Annotated in this window: 17 protein-coding genes; 12 read left to right on the top strand and 5 right to left on the bottom strand. The window is 63.4% G+C overall.

All coding sequences use genetic code 11. The features are described from left to right. Positions 1-874, top strand: an 874-nt coding sequence (locus GNZ13_RS11675) for an SDR family oxidoreductase (protein ID WP_172163814.1), incomplete at its 5' end; no start/stop codon positions are given. 60 nt (positions 875-934) lie between these two features. Further along, positions 935-1,894 (top strand): alpha/beta hydrolase, encoded by a 960-nt coding sequence (locus GNZ13_RS11680; protein WP_172163816.1) that lies wholly within the window; start codon positions 935-937, stop codon positions 1,892-1,894. A gap of 119 nt (positions 1,895-2,013) precedes the next feature. On the opposite strand, the gene GNZ13_RS11685 is transcribed toward GNZ13_RS11680, so the two are convergent. From GNZ13_RS11685 to ygfZ, 3 genes are read right to left on the bottom strand one after another with little or no spacing between them, the layout of a single operon-like run. Further along, positions 2,014-2,847, bottom strand: a complete 834-nt coding sequence (locus tag GNZ13_RS11685; protein ID WP_172163819.1) for an NRDE family protein — start codon at positions 2,845-2,847, stop codon at positions 2,014-2,016. 24 nt (positions 2,848-2,871) lie between these two features. Next, positions 2,872-3,084 (bottom strand): AbrB/MazE/SpoVT family DNA-binding domain-containing protein, encoded by a 213-nt coding sequence (locus GNZ13_RS11690; protein WP_172163822.1) that lies wholly within the window; start codon positions 3,082-3,084, stop codon positions 2,872-2,874. 44 nt (positions 3,085-3,128) lie between these two features. Beyond that, the gene (ygfZ, locus tag GNZ13_RS11695) at positions 3,129-4,226 is read right to left on the bottom strand and encodes a CAF17-like 4Fe-4S cluster assembly/insertion protein YgfZ (protein ID WP_172163825.1); all 1,098 of its coding nucleotides are present in this window, start codon (positions 4,224-4,226) and stop codon (positions 3,129-3,131) included. A gap of 78 nt (positions 4,227-4,304) precedes the next feature. On the opposite strand from ygfZ, the gene mltG reads away from it, so the two are divergent. From mltG to GNZ13_RS11745, 10 genes are all read left to right on the top strand, one after another. Beyond that, a complete protein-coding gene (mltG, locus tag GNZ13_RS11700) occupies positions 4,305-5,315 on the top strand; it encodes an endolytic transglycosylase MltG (RefSeq protein WP_172163828.1) in 1,011 nt (336 codons plus the stop codon). Next, complete coding sequence (gene tmk / locus GNZ13_RS11705) at positions 5,315-5,935, top strand: dTMP kinase (RefSeq protein WP_172163831.1); 621 nt, start codon at positions 5,315-5,317, stop codon at positions 5,933-5,935. The genes mltG and tmk overlap by 1 nt, the downstream gene beginning before the upstream one ends. Positions 5,936-6,028: 93 nt before the next feature. After that, the gene (locus GNZ13_RS11710; RefSeq protein ID WP_172163834.1) at positions 6,029-7,063 is read left to right on the top strand and encodes a DNA polymerase III subunit delta'; all 1,035 of its coding nucleotides are present in this window, start codon (positions 6,029-6,031) and stop codon (positions 7,061-7,063) included. A gap of 106 nt (positions 7,064-7,169) precedes the next feature. Next, positions 7,170-7,688, top strand: coding sequence for a GNAT family N-acetyltransferase (locus tag GNZ13_RS11715; protein WP_172163837.1), 519 nt, complete (start codon positions 7,170-7,172; stop codon positions 7,686-7,688). An 82-nt stretch (positions 7,689-7,770) separates the two neighbouring features. Then, positions 7,771-8,562, top strand: coding sequence for a TatD family hydrolase (locus GNZ13_RS11720; protein ID WP_172163840.1), 792 nt, complete (start codon positions 7,771-7,773; stop codon positions 8,560-8,562). 52 nt (positions 8,563-8,614) lie between these two features. After that, on the top strand, positions 8,615-9,355 hold the full coding sequence (locus GNZ13_RS11725) for an ankyrin repeat domain-containing protein (protein WP_172163843.1): 741 nt from the start codon (positions 8,615-8,617) through the stop codon (positions 9,353-9,355). A gap of 233 nt (positions 9,356-9,588) precedes the next feature. Continuing rightward, on the top strand, positions 9,589-9,945 hold the full coding sequence (locus GNZ13_RS11730; RefSeq protein WP_054042704.1) for a Rap1a/Tai family immunity protein: 357 nt from the start codon (positions 9,589-9,591) through the stop codon (positions 9,943-9,945). Between the two features lie 144 nt (positions 9,946-10,089). After that, complete coding sequence (gene otsA / locus GNZ13_RS11735) at positions 10,090-11,502, top strand: alpha,alpha-trehalose-phosphate synthase (UDP-forming) (RefSeq protein ID WP_172163846.1); 1,413 nt, start codon at positions 10,090-10,092, stop codon at positions 11,500-11,502. Positions 11,503-11,569: 67 nt separating this feature from the next. Continuing rightward, a complete protein-coding gene (locus GNZ13_RS11740) occupies positions 11,570-12,736 on the top strand; it encodes an AAA family ATPase (RefSeq protein ID WP_172163849.1) in 1,167 nt (388 codons plus the stop codon). A gap of 235 nt (positions 12,737-12,971) precedes the next feature. Continuing rightward, entirely contained in the window at positions 12,972-14,039 is a 1,068-nt protein-coding gene (locus GNZ13_RS11745) for a glycosyltransferase family 4 protein (protein WP_172163852.1), read from the top strand. Positions 14,040-14,147: 108 nt separating this feature from the next. On the opposite strand, the gene GNZ13_RS11750 is transcribed toward GNZ13_RS11745, so the two are convergent. Together GNZ13_RS11750 and GNZ13_RS11755 are read right to left on the bottom strand one after the other, a co-directional pair. Beyond that, the gene (locus tag GNZ13_RS11750) at positions 14,148-14,735 is read right to left on the bottom strand and encodes a BPSL1445 family SYLF domain-containing lipoprotein (RefSeq protein ID WP_172163855.1); all 588 of its coding nucleotides are present in this window, start codon (positions 14,733-14,735) and stop codon (positions 14,148-14,150) included. 186 nt (positions 14,736-14,921) lie between these two features. Beyond that, positions 14,922-15,368: a hypothetical protein gene (locus GNZ13_RS11755; protein WP_172163858.1), complete on the bottom strand. Its 447-nt coding sequence runs from the start codon at positions 15,366-15,368 to the stop codon at positions 14,922-14,924. Between the last annotated feature and the right edge of the window lie 208 nt (positions 15,369-15,576).

Here is a 15,576-nt window from a genome sequence, read left to right on the forward strand (position 1 = left end):
ATTCGCAGGCAAGGTGGCGGTGATCACCGGTGCGGCAAGCGGTTTCGGCCGGGCGTTCGCGGAGAAGGGCGCGTCGCTCGGCATGAAGCTCGTGCTCGCCGACGTGAATCCCGAGACGCTTCTTCAAACCGTCGCCGCATTGCGCGCCGGCGGCGCCGAGGTAATCGGCGTGCCGACGGATGTATCCGACGCCGCCCAGGTCGAAGCGCTCGCGCAAGCGGCGCTCGACGCCTTCGGCAAGGTACATCTTCTGTTCAACAACGCGGGCGTGGGCTCGGGCGGCTTCCTTTGGGAAAGCTCGGCGAACGACTGGGCGTGGGTCTTCAACGTCAACGTGATGGGCGTCGCGCACGGTGTGCGCGCCTTCACGCCGATCATGCTGCGGCAGAACGAACCCGCGCATATCGTCAACACGGCGTCGGTGGCGGGTTTGCTGTCGCCGCCCGCAATGGGTATCTACAACGCCTCGAAGCACGCCGTCGTGTCGCTCACGGAGACGCTTTATCACGACCTGCAACTCGCGCAGGCGGCCAGTGGCGGCGAGGTCGGCTGTTCGTTGTTATGCCCGGCCTTCGTGCCGACCGGCATCGCCGACGCCGAACGCGCGCGGCCCGCGGAACTGCGCAACGATAGCGGGCCGACGCGCTCGCAGATCGCCGCCGGCAAGCAACTGCAACGCGCGGTGCAATCGGGCAAGCTGACGGCGGCCGACGTCGCTGACATCACGTTCGAAGCGATCGCTGCGCGGCGTTTTTACATCGTCACGCATCCGGGCATCATGGCAACGGTGAAGCTGCGTCACGAGGATATCGAGCAGTTGCGCAACCCGACTGATCCGATGTCGCTGAAGCCCGAAGTGAAGAACGCGAGCTAGGGGCTGTTTCCCCACTTTCGACCCATTAACCTTCGGCGCCCACGCGCCACCAGAAGCCCGATGCCGCTGAATCCGAAGATCGAGCAGGTGCTCGACATGATCGCGCGCGCAAAACGCCCGCAGCTTCACGAGTTGAGCCCGCAAAAGGCGCGCGCATCCTACGAAAAAAGCGCGCCGATTCTGGAGATCGCGAGCGCGCCGATGTTCGCGGTCGAGGACCTGCACGTGCCGACGCGCGACGGTGCGACGATTCGCGCGCGTCTTTATCAGCCGATAGAGCCAAGCTGGGCCGAGCCTGCGCCGGCGCTGGTGTATTACCACGGCGGTGGCTTCACGGTCGGCAGTGTCGATACGCACGATGCGTTGTGCCGGATGTTCGCGCGCGATGGCCGTTGTACCGTGTTGTCGGTCGATTACCGGCTCGCGCCGGAGTACAAATTCCCCACCGCCGTTGAAGACGCGTTCGATGCGTTGATCTGGCTGCACGCGCATGCCGCGGAATACGGCGTCGATGCAGAGCGGCTGGCCGTGGGCGGCGATAGCGCGGGCGGCACGCTGGCAACGGTGTGCGCGGTGCTGGCGCGCGACGCGGGCATCAAACTCGTGCTGCAATTGTTGATCTATCCGGGCGCCACGGGCTATCAGCAAACCGATTCGCACTCGCGCCTCGCCGATGGCTTCCTGCTATCGGGCGACACGATTCAATGGTTCTTCGAGCAATACGTGCGGGATAAGAGCGATCGCGACGACTGGCGTTTCGCACCACTCGACGGCAAGCGCGGCGCGCCCGATTTCAGCGGCCTCGCGCCGGCATGGATCGCGACCGCCGAATACGATCCTCTAAGCGATGAGGGCGATGCGTATGCCGAGAAACTACGCGCAGTGGGCAATCAGGTCACCCTGAAACGCTACCCGGGCATGATTCACGAGTTCTTCAAGATGGGCGGCTACGTCCTTGACGTTGCGCAGGCGCATGGAGATGCCGCCGCGGCATTGCGGGCGGCGTTCGGCGTCGAGTAGTCTGCGCTCTGTCTAAGCCGTCTGGGAGATCGTGCGATTGATCGCCCGGCTGCCCAGCAGCGAGGCGGTCAGCAAATGACCGTCAGGCAATGAACGGCCGGGCAGTCGCCAAACAGTCCTCAGGCAATCTCGCGTTCAACGTTGAACGCAAAGCTGCGCTCGAAGTCGCCGGGTCGCACGATCCGGTGCGAGCCGTTGTCGTCGCTGCGTTCGGCGGCCGCTACGCTGATCACCTCGCCATGCGCGACCACGCGTACCGCCGTCGTGCCACGCGTGCCGTATTCCGGCGTTTCGATAAACGCCGCTGACAACGCCCGCTCCCGTTCGAGCGGAATGCCGGTGGACGGCAATTCGTCATCGCGCGCGAGGCGCGGATCGCGCATCAGATCGATCAGGCGTTCGAGCGGCGGCATCGCATCACTCGTGAGCATGGCGCCCAGTTCCGCGCGTTTTTTAACCAGCTTCGGCCAGGCGGTATCGAGCACCGCGTTCGAGATGCCGTGCGTGCCGGGCGCGAGCAGCGTGGGCGCGATGTTCGAGCGGTTGCAGTACCAGCCGAGTTCGCGGCGCGTCCAGTCGCCGACGAGCAGATTGAAGCCGTTGTAGATGTCGCCGGTTCGCGCGACGTGTCGCAGATAGTCGAGCGGCGTTTCGTGCTGGCCGTTACCCGATCCACTGAGCCAGTCGCTCACAAGCGTGCCGCGGGTCGGCGCATCGGCGCGCATTTCATGCGGCGCGCGGTAATTGGTCAGCGCGGCGAAGCGGCCATCGCGCGACATGCCGAGCCACGTGCCGCCGCCCAGCAGATCACGACCGGCCAGCACGGTCGGTGCGTCATGCCACCAACTGATCGGCTCGGCGGTACGGCGGAAGAATTCGTCGCGATTTGCGGCGAGCGTGAAGAGCGGTCCGTCGACCGCATCGGGTCGCCAGTCGAAGACGATCAGGCACATCGGGGGGCGTCTCCCGGTGAGGGCTTAAGAGCGGCAGAACTTGAAGTCAGCAGGAAGCTTGCCGCGAAATTGACGGAGGCGCGCGAAGTAGAAATCCCGCTTGGAATTACCCGCATCTTCAGGCTGCGCGTCAGCGGCGATCACTTCGAAAGTGTCGCCTTCGCACAGTTGCAGTAACTGGACCATGTCCGCAGGCAAACGGATAGCGAGGCTATCGCCCCATTTCAAAACTTTCATGGCCTTCCCATGGATTTAACTGGCACGTGTCAAACTTGACCGAATCAAACCTCAGTCGGCAACCCATACGGCAACGCCAGGAACGTCAGCGCCGGACCATCCACCGCGCCCAGGTGCACCGTGCCGCCTTCGAGCGCCGCCAGCTTGATCTCCACCAGCACATCGACGCCGCCTTCCGGCGCGGACGCCGCATTCACCACCATCCCGCACGGCTGGCCCGGATCGTCCGAGTGGAACAGTTCGGCACCGGCCTTGACCGTCTCCAGTTCGCCGGCCACGTTCGCGAGCGAGGTGCGCCGCTTGATCGTGCCGCGATACTGGCTGCGCGCCACCACTTCCTGACCCGGATAGCAGCCTTTGCGGAAATTGACCGCGCCGAGCACGTCGAAATTGACCATTTGTGGCACGAACTGTTCGACCACCGGTTGCGTGATGCGCGGTTCGCCCGCACGAATGTCGAGCCAATCCCATACGGCCGGCGACACGCGCTTGAGTTTTTCGTCGAGCAAGGGCAGGCGTGCCTCGACCACAGCCTTCGGGCCGATCCATAGATAGCGCAGCCGGTCGAGCGCGTCCGGAACACGAATCAGCGAACCCGCCGTGCCGTCCACCTGCACATGCACGCCGTCGGGCAGCGCATCGAACACACCGGAAAGCGCTTTGCGCACGTCGCCTGCGAGGCCCACCACCGCCAATTCACCGCTCGCATCCACGAGCCTGGCCTTGGCGCGCAGGACGAACATGGAAAGCCGCTTCTGCACGGCGGCCTGCACGTCCTTCGACACCAGCAGGCGGATCGTCTCGCCCGTGCGCCATGTCAGGAACGACGCCAGCAGTCGGCCCTTGGCCGAGCAGTAGCCAGCGAGGCGCGCATTGGCGGCGTCGAGATGCTGGGTGTCGTTGGTCAACTGGCCGTGCAGGAAGCTCGCCGCGTCGTCGCCGGTCACGTCGATCACGCCGAACTGCGTCAGCGGCATGTAGGCGCCTTGTCGGATGACGGCGTCGAATTCATCGGCGGCAGGGCGCGGCAGCGTAGGAAGTCCGACTGGTGCTGCGGCCTGCGCCGTGGCAGCGGCGCCGGCGGGCACAACTGCGGGAGTCACTGAAGGCGTGCCTGAAGCGGTAGCGAGCGGTGTGTTCATGGATTCCGAGAACAGTCAATTCTGACTTTAGCTAAGGCAAACAAGTATTATATGAGGTCCAACCCAGCCACGTTTCGCATGTCCCTTCTGAAGAAATGTTTCGTCGCCGGCTCAATCGTCGTTGTGCTGGCCGCAGCCGCAATCGCAGGCGGATATCACTGGGCCACCAGCCCACTCGATTTGACCCCCGCGCAACTCGATGTCACCGTCAAGCCGCACAGCAGTTTGCGCAGCGTCACGCTGCAGCTCAACCGCGGCGGCGTGCCGGTCGAGCCTGAACTGTTCGTTATCATGACGCGGCTGCTCGGGCTGCAAAGCGACCTGAAATCGGGCAACTACGAGTTCAAGACGGGCATCACGCCGTACGAAGTGCTGCAAAAAATCGCGCGCGGCGACGTCAATGAATACGTGGCGACCATCATCGAAGGGTGGACCTTCAAGCGCATGCGCGCCGAGCTGGACGCCAATCCGGCGCTCAAGCACGACACGGTCACCATGAGCGACACCGATCTGATGAATGCGATCAACGCGCCGGAAGCGTCGATAGGCAATGGCGAGGGGCTGTTTTTCCCCGACACGTATCTATTCGACAAGAACACCAGCGATCTGGACGTCTACCGCCGCGCATACCGGCTGATGCGGCTGCGTCTGGACGAAGCGTGGACCGCGCGTGCGCCGAACCTGCCGTACAAGACCCCGTACGACGCGTTGACGATGGCGTCGATTATCGAAAAGGAAACCGGCAAGAAATCGGACCGGGCGTTGGTGGCGGCCGTGTTCGCGAACCGCCTGCGCGTGGGGATGCCGCTGCAAACCGATCCGACCGTGATCTACGGCATGGGTGAGAACTACACCGGCCGTATCAGAAAGAAAGACCTGCAGACCGACACTCCCTACAATACCTACACCCGGATGGGGCTTCCGCCAACACCCATCTCGCTGCCCGGTGTCGCATCGCTGCAGGCGGCGATGAACCCGGCGCAATCCACCGCGCTGTACTTCGTATCACGCGGCGACGGCAGCAGTATCTTTTCTGACACCCTCGGCGATCACAACAAGGCCGTGGACAAATACATTCGAGGGCAATGATGGCGCGGGGCAAATTCATAACGTTTGAGGGCATCGATGGCGCCGGCAAGACCACCCACCTGGGCTGGTTTCGCGAACGCCTCGAAGAGAAAGTCGCGAGCACCGGCCGCTCTGTCGTGATGACGCGCGAGCCGGGCGGCACGGCGCTCGGCGAACAGATCCGCGAGATCGTGCTGCATCAGAAAATGGACCTCGAAACCGAGGCGTTGCTGATGTTCGCGCTGCGCCGCCAGCATCTGGCCGAAGTGATCGAGCCGGCGCTGGCGCGCGGCGACTGGGTGCTGTCCGACCGTTTCACCGACGCGACCTTCGCCTACCAGGGTGGCGGCCGCGGCCTGCCGCGCGACAAGCTGGAAACGCTCGAACGCTGGGTGCAGGGCGGTTTTCAGCCGGACCTGACGGTGCTGTTCGACCTGGCGCCGGAAATCGCCAACGAACGGCGCAGCGCCGCGCGCGATCCGGATCGGTTCGAAAGCGAGTCGGAGGCATTTTTCAACCGCACCCGTGCCGAATATCTGCGCCGCGCGGAAGAAGCACCGTACCGGTTCGCTATCATTGACTCTTCACAGAGCATCGCGCGTATTCAGAAGCAACTTGAAGAATTGATCGCAGTTCTTTGATTTTAAAAGAACATAATCCTGAGTTATAACGGTGACGAAGTTCGCTTGATATCTCAACAAGCGTCGTCAACCGATTGATTTAAAAGAGAAACGATGATTTATCCGTGGCAAGCCGATGACTGGAACCGCCTGCAGCAGTTGCGTGGGCACTGGCCGCACGCCTTGCTGCTGCATGGCCAAGCGGGGATCGGCAAGCTGCGCTTCGCGCAGCACCTCGCGCAAGGGCTCCTGTGCGAGGCCCAGCAGGCCAACGGCGAGCCCTGCGGCGCGTGCGTGGCGTGCAACTGGTTCACGCAGGGCAATCATCCGGACTATCGGATCGTCGTGCCTGAAGCGCTGGCCGCCGAAGCCGGTCTCGCTAACGCCGCGGAAGAAAAAGCCGAGAAGGCCGACGGCGACGAAGGCAAGAAGACCCGCGCGCCCAGCAAGGAAATCAAGATCGAGCAGATTCGCGGCCTGCTTGATTTCGTCGGCGTCGGGTCGCACCGCGGCGGCGCGCGCGTGGTCGTGCTGTATCCGGCCGAGGGGCTCAACATCGCTGCCGCCAACGCGCTCCTGAAAACGCTCGAAGAACCGCCGGCGGGCGTGGTGTTTTTGATGGTGTCGGCGCGCGTCGACCGGCTGCTGCCCACCATTATCAGCCGCTGCCGCCAGTGGCCGATGACGATGCCTGCGCCGGATGTCGCCAGCCGGTGGCTCGCCGCGCAAGGCGTCGCCGAAGCGCCCGCGCTGCTCGCAGAGGCCGGCGGTGCGCCGCTCACGGCCCTCGCACTCGCGAGCGACGAGAACCGCACGCTGCGTGACTGGACCCTCAAGCAACTGGCCGCCGGTGCCGAGTGCGACGCTTTTGCCTGCGGCGAGGCGCTGCAGAAGCTGCCGGTGCCGCTCGTGCTCGGCTGGCTGCAACGCTGGATGTACGATTTGCTGGCGCAGCGCACGGCCGGCGTGCCGCGCTATTTTCCGCAGGCGTCGACGGCGTTGACGCGCTGTGCATCGCAAGCCGACGCCAGCGCGTTCGCGCGCTTCATGCGCACCGTGACGCGCCAGCGCGCTGTGGAGAACCATCCGCTGAACGCGCGGTTGGTGTTCGAAGAACTGTTTATCGGCTACCGCGAGCTGTTCGCGTAAGTCTGTTGATGGCGGACGATCCGGCCGGGGCAGGCGCGCCTTACCGCGCCGTGCCCACTCGTGCGTCCGTCCGCTGATTCGTCTTCCATCTCACGTTCAAAGCACCATGAACCTTTCCTACCGCGATGCCACGCTCGACGATCTGCCCGCGATCGTCGCCATCTACAACTCGACCGTGCCGTCGCGGCAAGTCACCGCCGATCTCGAACCGGTGAGCGTCGAAAGCCGTCTGGCGTGGTTTCAGGCACATGGCCCGTACAAGCGTCCGCTATGGGTGGTGGAAGATCCGCAGCAGTCCGGCCGCGTGATCGCATGGCTGAGTTTCTCTGACTTCTACGGTCGCCCGGCCTATCTGCGCACCGCCGAAGTCAGCATCTATCTGGACGAAAGCGCGCGCGGCAAGGGGCTCGGCAAGCAACTGCTGACGGCCTCGCTCGCGGCGGCGCCGGCGCTCGGTATCGACACGGTGCTGGGTTTTATCTTTGGCCACAATGACGCGAGCCTGCGACTGTTCCGTGGCTTCGGTTTCGACACGTGGGGGTCGCTCCCGCGCGTTGCGGTGCTGGACGGCGTGGAGCGCGATCTGGTGATTCTCGGCAAGCGGCTCGAAGCGGCCGCCGGCTGATTTACAGTCGGATTGATAGGCGGATTCACGGCCTGATCGACGGCCAGATTCACACCAAGCTATTTATCAGCAGGACATCATCATGTTTGTCGATTCGCACTGCCATATCAACTTCGAAGGACTCGCCGACCGCCTGCCGCAGGTGCTCGAGAACATGCGCAGCCATTCGGTCACGCATGCGCTGTGCGTATCGGTCGACCTGGAGACGCTGCCGTCTGTACTGGAGATCGCGAGCCAGTACGAGAACGTGTTTGCGTCGGTCGGGGTGCACCCGGATCACGAGGACATGCGCGAGCCGAGTCTCGCTGAACTCGTCGAACTGGCCGAGCATCCGAAGGTGGTTGCGATCGGCGAGACCGGCCTCGACTACTACCGCCTGGAAGGCCGCACGATCGCCGATATGGAATGGCAGCGCGAGCGCTTCCGCACCCATATCCGCGCGGCGCACGCCACGAAGAAGCCGCTGATCATTCACACGCGTTCGTCGGCGGAAGACACGCTGCGCATCATGGCCGAAGAGCGCGCGAGCGAACCGGGCGGCGTGATGCATTGCTTCACCGAACCGTGGGCGGTTGCCGAGCAGGCGTTGGCGCAGAATTTTTACATTTCGCTGTCGGGTATCGTCACGTTCAAGAGCGCGACCGACGTACAGGACGTCGCGCGCCGCGTGCCGCTCGATCGTTTGCTGATCGAAACCGACTCGCCGTACCTCGCGCCCGTGCCGTATCGCGGCAAGCCTAATGAACCTGCGTACGTAAGTTATGTCGGACGCTTCATCGCGCAACAACGCGACATGCCGGATACGGCGCTGGCCGCCGCGACGACACAAAACTTCTTCCGGCTCTTTAAAATCCCCGCGCCAGCTGGCGCGTGATGGATAAAGTCAATAAATATCAAAAGGATAGGGAAGTTTCCTAAAGCAAAACATGACAAATTATTCGACTTCGACCGCTGCGTTTCAAGAGACTTCAGCGGTGCAAACCGCCCTCGGTTCAACGCGCCGCAGCGCGTCGCGCCTCGCGCTGGCCGCCACGCTCGCCTGCGCCGCGCTGACTTCGTTGGTCGCCTCGCCGGTTCAGGCCGCGCCGATCGACTCGCTGGTCAAGTCGGTCAAATTCGACGACGTCGACGGCGTCAACAAGCTGCTCGCCAAGGGCATGGACCCGAACAGCGTCGATAACCAGGGCTACCCGCTGCTGGTGATCGCCGCACGCGAGAAGTCGGACAAGGTGGGCGCGGCGCTACTCGCCAATCCGAAGACCGACATCGAGATCCAGGACAAGGCCGGCGAGAACGCCATGATGATGGCCGCGCTGAACGGCGACCTTGATTTCGTCAATCAGCTGATCGCGAAGGACGCCGAAGTCAACAAGAAGGGCTGGGCGCCGCTGCACTACGCGGCTGCGAACGGCCACGACGACATCGTCAAAGTGCTGCTCGACCATTCGGCCTACGTCGACGCCGGCTCGCCGAACGGCACCACGCCGCTGATGATGGCCGCCCGTGGCGGTCATGTGTCGACGGTGAAGCTCCTGCTCGACAACGGCGCGGACCTCACGGTGAAGAACCAGATCGGCCTGACCGCGCTCGATTTCGCGAAGACCTACAAGGAGCCGGACGTGGTTGAGGGACTCACCGCACGCCTGCAGCAGATGCAACAGAAGTGAACTGCGTGAAAAACCGGAGCGCCGGCCGCCGGGGTACCGAAGCGCCGGAGTGCCGGGCCACCGAAGTGTCGGACCACCGGAGCGCCGGACCGACAAATTTGCCTGAAGATAGCGGCTGTTGGCATGACTGCGGCCTTGCAAAACAGTGCAGAATGACGACTTGGCGTGCTACGAGGCGCGCCGGTTCGATGCGGCGCAAGACCGCCTGATAAACGACCCTGGAAAGGAACATCATGCTGCGGGCTTTGATTTTCGCCAGCGCGCTTGCCGTACCGCTATCGGCAGCCGCGTTTACGGGAGGCGACCTCAACAAGCTGTGCACGAAGACCGATGTGGCATCGCGTAGTGCGTGTGCTGCGTATATCGAAGGCGCCGCCGACGGTATCTTCAACACGATCGACGCTATCGGCGGCACCACTGGGCCGCGCGTCGGCCAGTACTACTGCCTGCCGCCGGACGCGCGCTCGGCGCAACTCACTGACGCAGTACGCAAGTACATCGCCGAGAATCCGATCGTCGCGGGCTATAACGCCAGTACGGCGATCTCGCTGGGGCTCGGCAAGGCATTTCCTTGCAAGAGCGGCAGCTGATCGCGTCGTCGATTTGAATTTGATGTGAATCGCGGCAGACACCTGAGCCGCGTGCCCGAATCGGGGGGACGCAAGGCGTTTCAGCCAGCTTGAGCCTTGAACAGCACATCGGCCGCGCCGTGCGAACCAAGGAGGACTACCAACATGGGCCGACTGATCGTCGTGTCGAATCGCGTCGCAACACCGACAGAAACCAAAGGATCGGCGGGCGGCCTCGCGGTTGGCGTGTTCGGCGCGCTCAAGGATGCGGGAGGCGTGTGGTTCGGCTGGAGCGGCGACGTGGTGAGCGAGACCGTCGCCAACGCCGGCCCGACTTTGGAGCAGGACGGCGCGGTGACCTTCGCGACCGTCGGCCTTACGCGCAAGGATTACGACCAGTACTACCGCGGCTTTTCGAACGCGACGCTGTGGCCGGTGTTCCACTACCGCAACGACCTCGCGCGCTACGAGCGCGACGAGTATGCGGGCTACCGGCGCGTGAACGCATGGCTCGCGCACAAGCTGATCAAGCTGCTCGAACCCGACGACGTGATCTGGATTCACGACTACCATCTGATCCCGTTCGCCGAAGCGCTGCGCTCCGAAGGCATCGCGAACCGCATCGGTTTCTTCCTGCACATTCCGTTTCCCGCACCGCAGATCCTGCTCAACATTCCGCCGCACGAAGAGTTGGTGAAATCGCTGTCGTGCTACGACCTGCTGGGCTTCCAGACCGCGACCGATGAACTCGCTTTCCACGACTACGTGGCGCGCCACGCGCGCGGCACCGTCAGCGGGGGCAATCAGGTCGAAGCCTTCGGCCGCAAGTTGCGTACGGGCGTCTATCGGATCGGCGTATTTCCCGACGAAATCGCCGAACAGGCCAAGCGCTACGAAAGCCGCCAGCACGTGCTCGACCTGAAGCAGAGTCTGGAGGGCCGCAAGCTGATCATGAGCGTCGACCGGCTCGATTATTCGAAGGGGCTGGTTGAACGGTTTCGCGCCTTCGAGCAGTTGCTGGAACGCTCGCCCGAATGGCGCGGCAACGTCACGCTGGTGCAGATCGCACCGCCGACCCGGTCGGACGTCGCCACCTATCAGAAGATCCGCCAGGATCTCGAATACGAAGCGGGGCGCATCAACGGCCGCTATTCGGGCCTCGACTACACGCCGATCCGCTATCTGAATCAGCAGTACGACCGCTGGAAGCTGATGTCGCTGTTTCGCGAATCGCAGATCGGCTTTGTCACACCGTTGCATGACGGTATGAACCTGGTCGCGAAGGAGTATGTCGCCGCGCAAAATCCCGACGATCCAGGCGTGCTAGTGTTGTCGATCTTCGCGGGCGCAGCCGCGGAGTTGAGCGGCGCGCTGCTGGTCAATCCGCACGATACGATTGGCATGTGCGAAGCGTTGCAGCGCGCGCTGCAGATGCCGCTCGATGCGCGTCAGCGGCGTCATGAGATCAACATGGCGGCGCTGCGCAAGAACGATCTCGGCGTGTGGCGCGATACTTTTCTGAACGATTTGCGCAATGTGCCCGTGCAGAAGCCGGGCAAGGGTGGCGGACATAAGTGATGGTGCATTTGAACGGACTTGTTTTACTGAGCGCTCGACAGCGCGCGTTTGGTCGAAGGGTGGCCGCATGCTGAGGACTTTGGCCATCGCGGGGTACCGGTCGCTACGCGAGTTGATCGTGCCGCTCGGGCAATTGAATGTCATCACGGGTGCGAATGGCAGCGGGAAATCGAGCGTCTATCGCTCGCTGCGTCTGCTGGCTGAGACCGCGCGCGGCGGCGTGATTACGTCGCTCGCGCGTGAGGGTGGTTTGCAATCTACGTTGTGGGCTGGGCCCGAACGTTTTTCGCGGGCCGTGCTGGCGGGCGAGTTGCCCGTCGAGGGCACGCGCCGTAAAGAACCGGTGAGTCTGCGGCTTGGATTTTCCGGCGACGATTTCGGTTATGCGATCGATTTGGGGTTGCCGCCGCTCGATAAAGCCACCCGTTTCCCCCTCGACCCCACGATCAAACGCGAGAGCATCTGGAGCGGCCCGGTGTTGCGTCCGTCGGCCTTACTGGTCGACCGGCACGGCGCGGCCTTGCGCACGCGTGACGAGCAGGGCGACTGGCAAACCATCCCCCAACCAGTCGCCAGCTTCGACAGCATGATGACGGAGTTCTCCGACCCACGGACCGCCCCCGAGATGATCACGGTGCGCGAGCAGATTCGCTCGTGGCGCTTCTACGACCACTTCCGCACGGATGCTGAAGCGGCCGCGCGTCTGCCGCAGATCGGCACGCACACGCCGGTGCTCTCGAACGACGGCGCGGACCTCGCTGCGGCGCTGCAAACCATCCGCGAGATCGGCGACCCCGTGGCACTCGATGCCGCCATCGACGACGCATTTCCCGGCTCGCGCCTCGACATCGCCACGCAGGACGGCCGCTTCGAAGTGTCGATGCAGCAACACGGCCTGCTGCGGCCGCTGAAGGGCGCGGAACTGTCGGACGGCACCTTGCGCTACCTGTTGCTGGTGGCCGCGCTGCTGACACCGCGTCCGCCGGCGCTGCTGGTGCTGAACGAACCGGAGACGAGCTTGCACCCGGACCTGCTGCCGGCGCTGGCGCGCCTGATCGCGCGGGCTTCCGCGCATTCCCAGGTGCTGGTGGCATCGCATGCGGCGCGGTTGATCGCGGCGCTCGAGCGAGAGGATGGCAGCCAGTCGATCGTGCTCGAGAAGCACTTCGGCGCGACGCGCATCGCCGATGCGGACGATCGCGACCTGCCGGGCTGGAAATGGCCGGCGCGATAGCAATGGCGAGGCGGATAATAGGCGCGCCATCGGATGTAAGTTGAATGTAACAGCGCACAGGAATTGCAAGACCAAGGGTTTTTTGTTGCGTCCTGGTGAATAATGCTTTGATGCGGCTGGTGCAGGCGGACACCCGGCGTTCGCCTCATTGATGGAGAAGGACCGGCGCTGTCATACTCAGCGCCGCTGACGTGCACCGCCATTGGCGCAAGCCGTCAGTTCACGGAGACAAAATATGAAGATTGCGCAGATCGCCCCCTTGACCGAATCGGTGCCGCCGAAGCTATACGGTGGCACGGAGCGCGTCGTGTCCTATATCACCGAGGCGCTCGTCGAACTCGGCCATGACGTGACGCTGTTTGCGAGCGGCGACTCCGTCACGAGCGCGAAACTCGAACCCGTATGGCCGCGCGCGTTGCGTCTGGACCCGGGGATCCGCGATCGCATCGCGCCCCATATGCTCTTGATGGAACTGGTGCGCCGCCAGGCCGAAAACTTCGACGTGCTGCATTTTCACCTCGACTACTACTCGTTTTCGGTCTTCAAGCGTCAGGAGACACCCTTCGTCACGACGATGCATGGCCGCCTCGACTTGCCCGAGCAACAGCCGGTGTTCGACACCTTCAACACCGCGCCGGTGATCTCGATTTCGAATTCGCAGCGTCATCCGTTGCCGCAGGCCAAGTGGCTCACTACCGTCTATCACGGCCTGCCTGAGCAGCTCTACACGCCGCAGCCGGTCGAGCAGAAGTACCTCGCGTTTCTCGGCCGTATCTCGCCGGAAAAACGCGTCGATACCGCGATCCGGATTGCCGGGCGCTGCGGGATGCCGATTCGCATCGCCGCGAAAGTGGATGCCGCCGACCGCGAATACTTCGAGCGCGAGATCCGGCCGTTGCTGGACTTGCCGCATGTCGAGTTCATCGGCGAGATCGCGGATAACCAGAAGGCCGAGTTTCTATCGGGCGCGCATGCGCTGCTCTTCCCGATCGACTGGCCCGAGCCGTTCGGCCTCGTGATGATCGAAGCAATGGCGTGCGGCACGCCGGTGATTGCGTTTAACCGCGGCTCGGTGCCGGAAGTGCTGGACGATGGTGTGACCGGCTTTATCGTCGAAGATGAGATCGGCGCGGTGGCAGCGGTCAATCGCCTGCATAAGGTGCCGCGGGCGGGCGTGCGGCAACGCTTCGAAGAGCGCTTCACGTCGCACCGGATGGCGCAACAGTATGTGGATGCGTATCAGTCGGTGATTCGCGCGCAGAAGCGTTCGCGCTTCAAGGTGATCGATACGTCGGGGAGTTGAGCGGCGTACTGTGGCCTCACGCGGCACGATGAAAAAGAACGGCGACGTGCGATGCGCATCGCCGTTTTTTATTGCCGCTGCCTTCGGGACCTGGGAGCGGGTAGCTGCCTAGATCTTCAGGCGCGATACCTTGGTGCCCTGCAGCGAGATATCGGCCATCAGGCCGGAGTTGGTCAGCACGAATACTTCGACCGGGGCGGTTGCCGTGGTCGTGTCGATCGCGCCGTTGGCGCCCATCTTCACCAGCGCGACGGAGGCGTCGCCGCCCGCCGACCAGCCGTCGGCATTGCGGAATGTGTCGAGCGAGTCCTGCGTCATGAACAGGAAGATGATGGCCTTCGACTGCGCGCCCGCCGTAAGACCGAGCGAACCGGAAATCGTGCTGTAGTAACCCACCGTGCCGCCGCCTACGCGCAGCGCACCTTCGCCATACTGGCCGCCGACGATGAAGCCCGCTTGCAGTACCGACGGGAACACCAGTACGCCGCGCGCCTTGGAGACGAGTTCGCGCGAACCCTTCACGGTTGTGAACAGGCGCGACATGGTGCCGTCGACGCTGGCATCGATCGACTGGCGTTTGGATGCATCAGTGGAGGGCGTGTTCTGGCTGGGGCCGTTGGTCGTACAACCAGCGAGTGCAAGGCCTCCGAAAGCGAGCGCGGCGGTAGTCTTCAGCATGAAGTTACGTCTTTGCATCGTTTTTCTCCATCATGGTTCCTAGGCACAACCCCATATTGTGCTGCCGGGTTGCCTTTAAGTTATATCACAGGCCAGCGGGGAAGGCGTACTTGGTCGTTCGGCTAAAAGCCTTGTGTGGCGGGGGTTTGCGAACTATTGTCGGGGGCGTTGATGTAATTTTGACCGGCCGCGGCACCCGCATCCTCACCCATGGTTCGCCGGACTTTTGACAGGCGGGCGCCGCAGCGCGCGGCGAATCATGCCGATCAGCACGCCGATCAGGAACAGCGTGATCGCCGGCACGATCCAGTAGCCGACGAACGCATGCCAGAGGTAAGCCATGAGGGTAGAGCGACGCACGCTATATTCGTTGCGGGCGTCCTGCTGGCGCGGCGCATTGGCGGCCAGCACATCGGCCGGGCAGCCGGCGGCTTGCGCCTCGTCGGGCTTGCCATGGCAGCGCGCGGGGGCGCCGGCGGCGCGTTGTGCGTCGGTGAAATTCCAGGTGGTCAATGCACGGTCGAGGTCGACGGCGTTGTACGCCATTTCTTCCCGGATCTCGCTGACCGCAACGATCGCCACGGGCACAGCCCAGAATATGATGACGACCAGCCACCGCCTCAACCAGCGGTTTTTATGCTTCGATACCATCCTTGCCTCCGATCGATGCTCTGCAGCATCAACGACAAGATGGCGGCCCGTCTAATGTTGTGTGTGGGGGTGGGCCGTCTCCGCAGCCATCATAGAAGAAAAACGGCGCGTTCGCGCGGATGGACAGCGAAGGAATCTGCGGCGCGAGGGCGGTTGCCGGGGAGATGAGCTGCGAAGGGGCGCAGTAGCGAGGATAGAAGCAAGGACA

It is taken from the genome of Paraburkholderia elongata (assembly GCF_013177735.1).
GTDB classification, from domain to species: domain Bacteria; phylum Pseudomonadota; class Gammaproteobacteria; order Burkholderiales; family Burkholderiaceae; genus Paraburkholderia; species Paraburkholderia elongata.

Bases quoted from the DNA above. Each gene is read 5' to 3' on its own strand.
- GNZ13_RS11680 (WP_172163816.1), top strand. From the start codon at position 935: ATGCCGCTGAATCCGAAGATCGAGCAGGTGCTCGACATGATCGCGCGC.
- GNZ13_RS11685 (WP_172163819.1), bottom strand. From the start codon at position 2,847: ATGTGCCTGATCGTCTTCGACTGGCGACCCGATGCGGTCGACGGACCG.
- GNZ13_RS11690 (WP_172163822.1), bottom strand. From the start codon at position 3,084: ATGAAAGTTTTGAAATGGGGCGATAGCCTCGCTATCCGTTTGCCTGCG.
- ygfZ (WP_172163825.1), bottom strand. From the start codon at position 4,226: ATGAACACACCGCTCGCTACCGCTTCAGGCACGCCTTCAGTGACTCCC.
- mltG (WP_172163828.1), top strand. From the start codon at position 4,305: ATGTCCCTTCTGAAGAAATGTTTCGTCGCCGGCTCAATCGTCGTTGTG.
- tmk (WP_172163831.1), top strand. From the start codon at position 5,315: ATGGCGCGGGGCAAATTCATAACGTTTGAGGGCATCGATGGCGCCGGC.
- GNZ13_RS11710 (WP_172163834.1), top strand. From the start codon at position 6,029: ATGATTTATCCGTGGCAAGCCGATGACTGGAACCGCCTGCAGCAGTTG.
- GNZ13_RS11715 (WP_172163837.1), top strand. From the start codon at position 7,170: ATGAACCTTTCCTACCGCGATGCCACGCTCGACGATCTGCCCGCGATC.
- GNZ13_RS11720 (WP_172163840.1), top strand. From the start codon at position 7,771: ATGTTTGTCGATTCGCACTGCCATATCAACTTCGAAGGACTCGCCGAC.
- GNZ13_RS11725 (WP_172163843.1), top strand. From the start codon at position 8,615: ATGACAAATTATTCGACTTCGACCGCTGCGTTTCAAGAGACTTCAGCG.
- GNZ13_RS11730 (WP_054042704.1), top strand. From the start codon at position 9,589: ATGCTGCGGGCTTTGATTTTCGCCAGCGCGCTTGCCGTACCGCTATCG.
- otsA (WP_172163846.1), top strand. From the start codon at position 10,090: ATGGGCCGACTGATCGTCGTGTCGAATCGCGTCGCAACACCGACAGAA.
- GNZ13_RS11740 (WP_172163849.1), top strand. From the start codon at position 11,570: ATGCTGAGGACTTTGGCCATCGCGGGGTACCGGTCGCTACGCGAGTTG.
- GNZ13_RS11745 (WP_172163852.1), top strand. From the start codon at position 12,972: ATGAAGATTGCGCAGATCGCCCCCTTGACCGAATCGGTGCCGCCGAAG.
- GNZ13_RS11750 (WP_172163855.1), bottom strand. From the start codon at position 14,735: ATGCAAAGACGTAACTTCATGCTGAAGACTACCGCCGCGCTCGCTTTC.
- GNZ13_RS11755 (WP_172163858.1), bottom strand. From the start codon at position 15,368: ATGGTATCGAAGCATAAAAACCGCTGGTTGAGGCGGTGGCTGGTCGTC.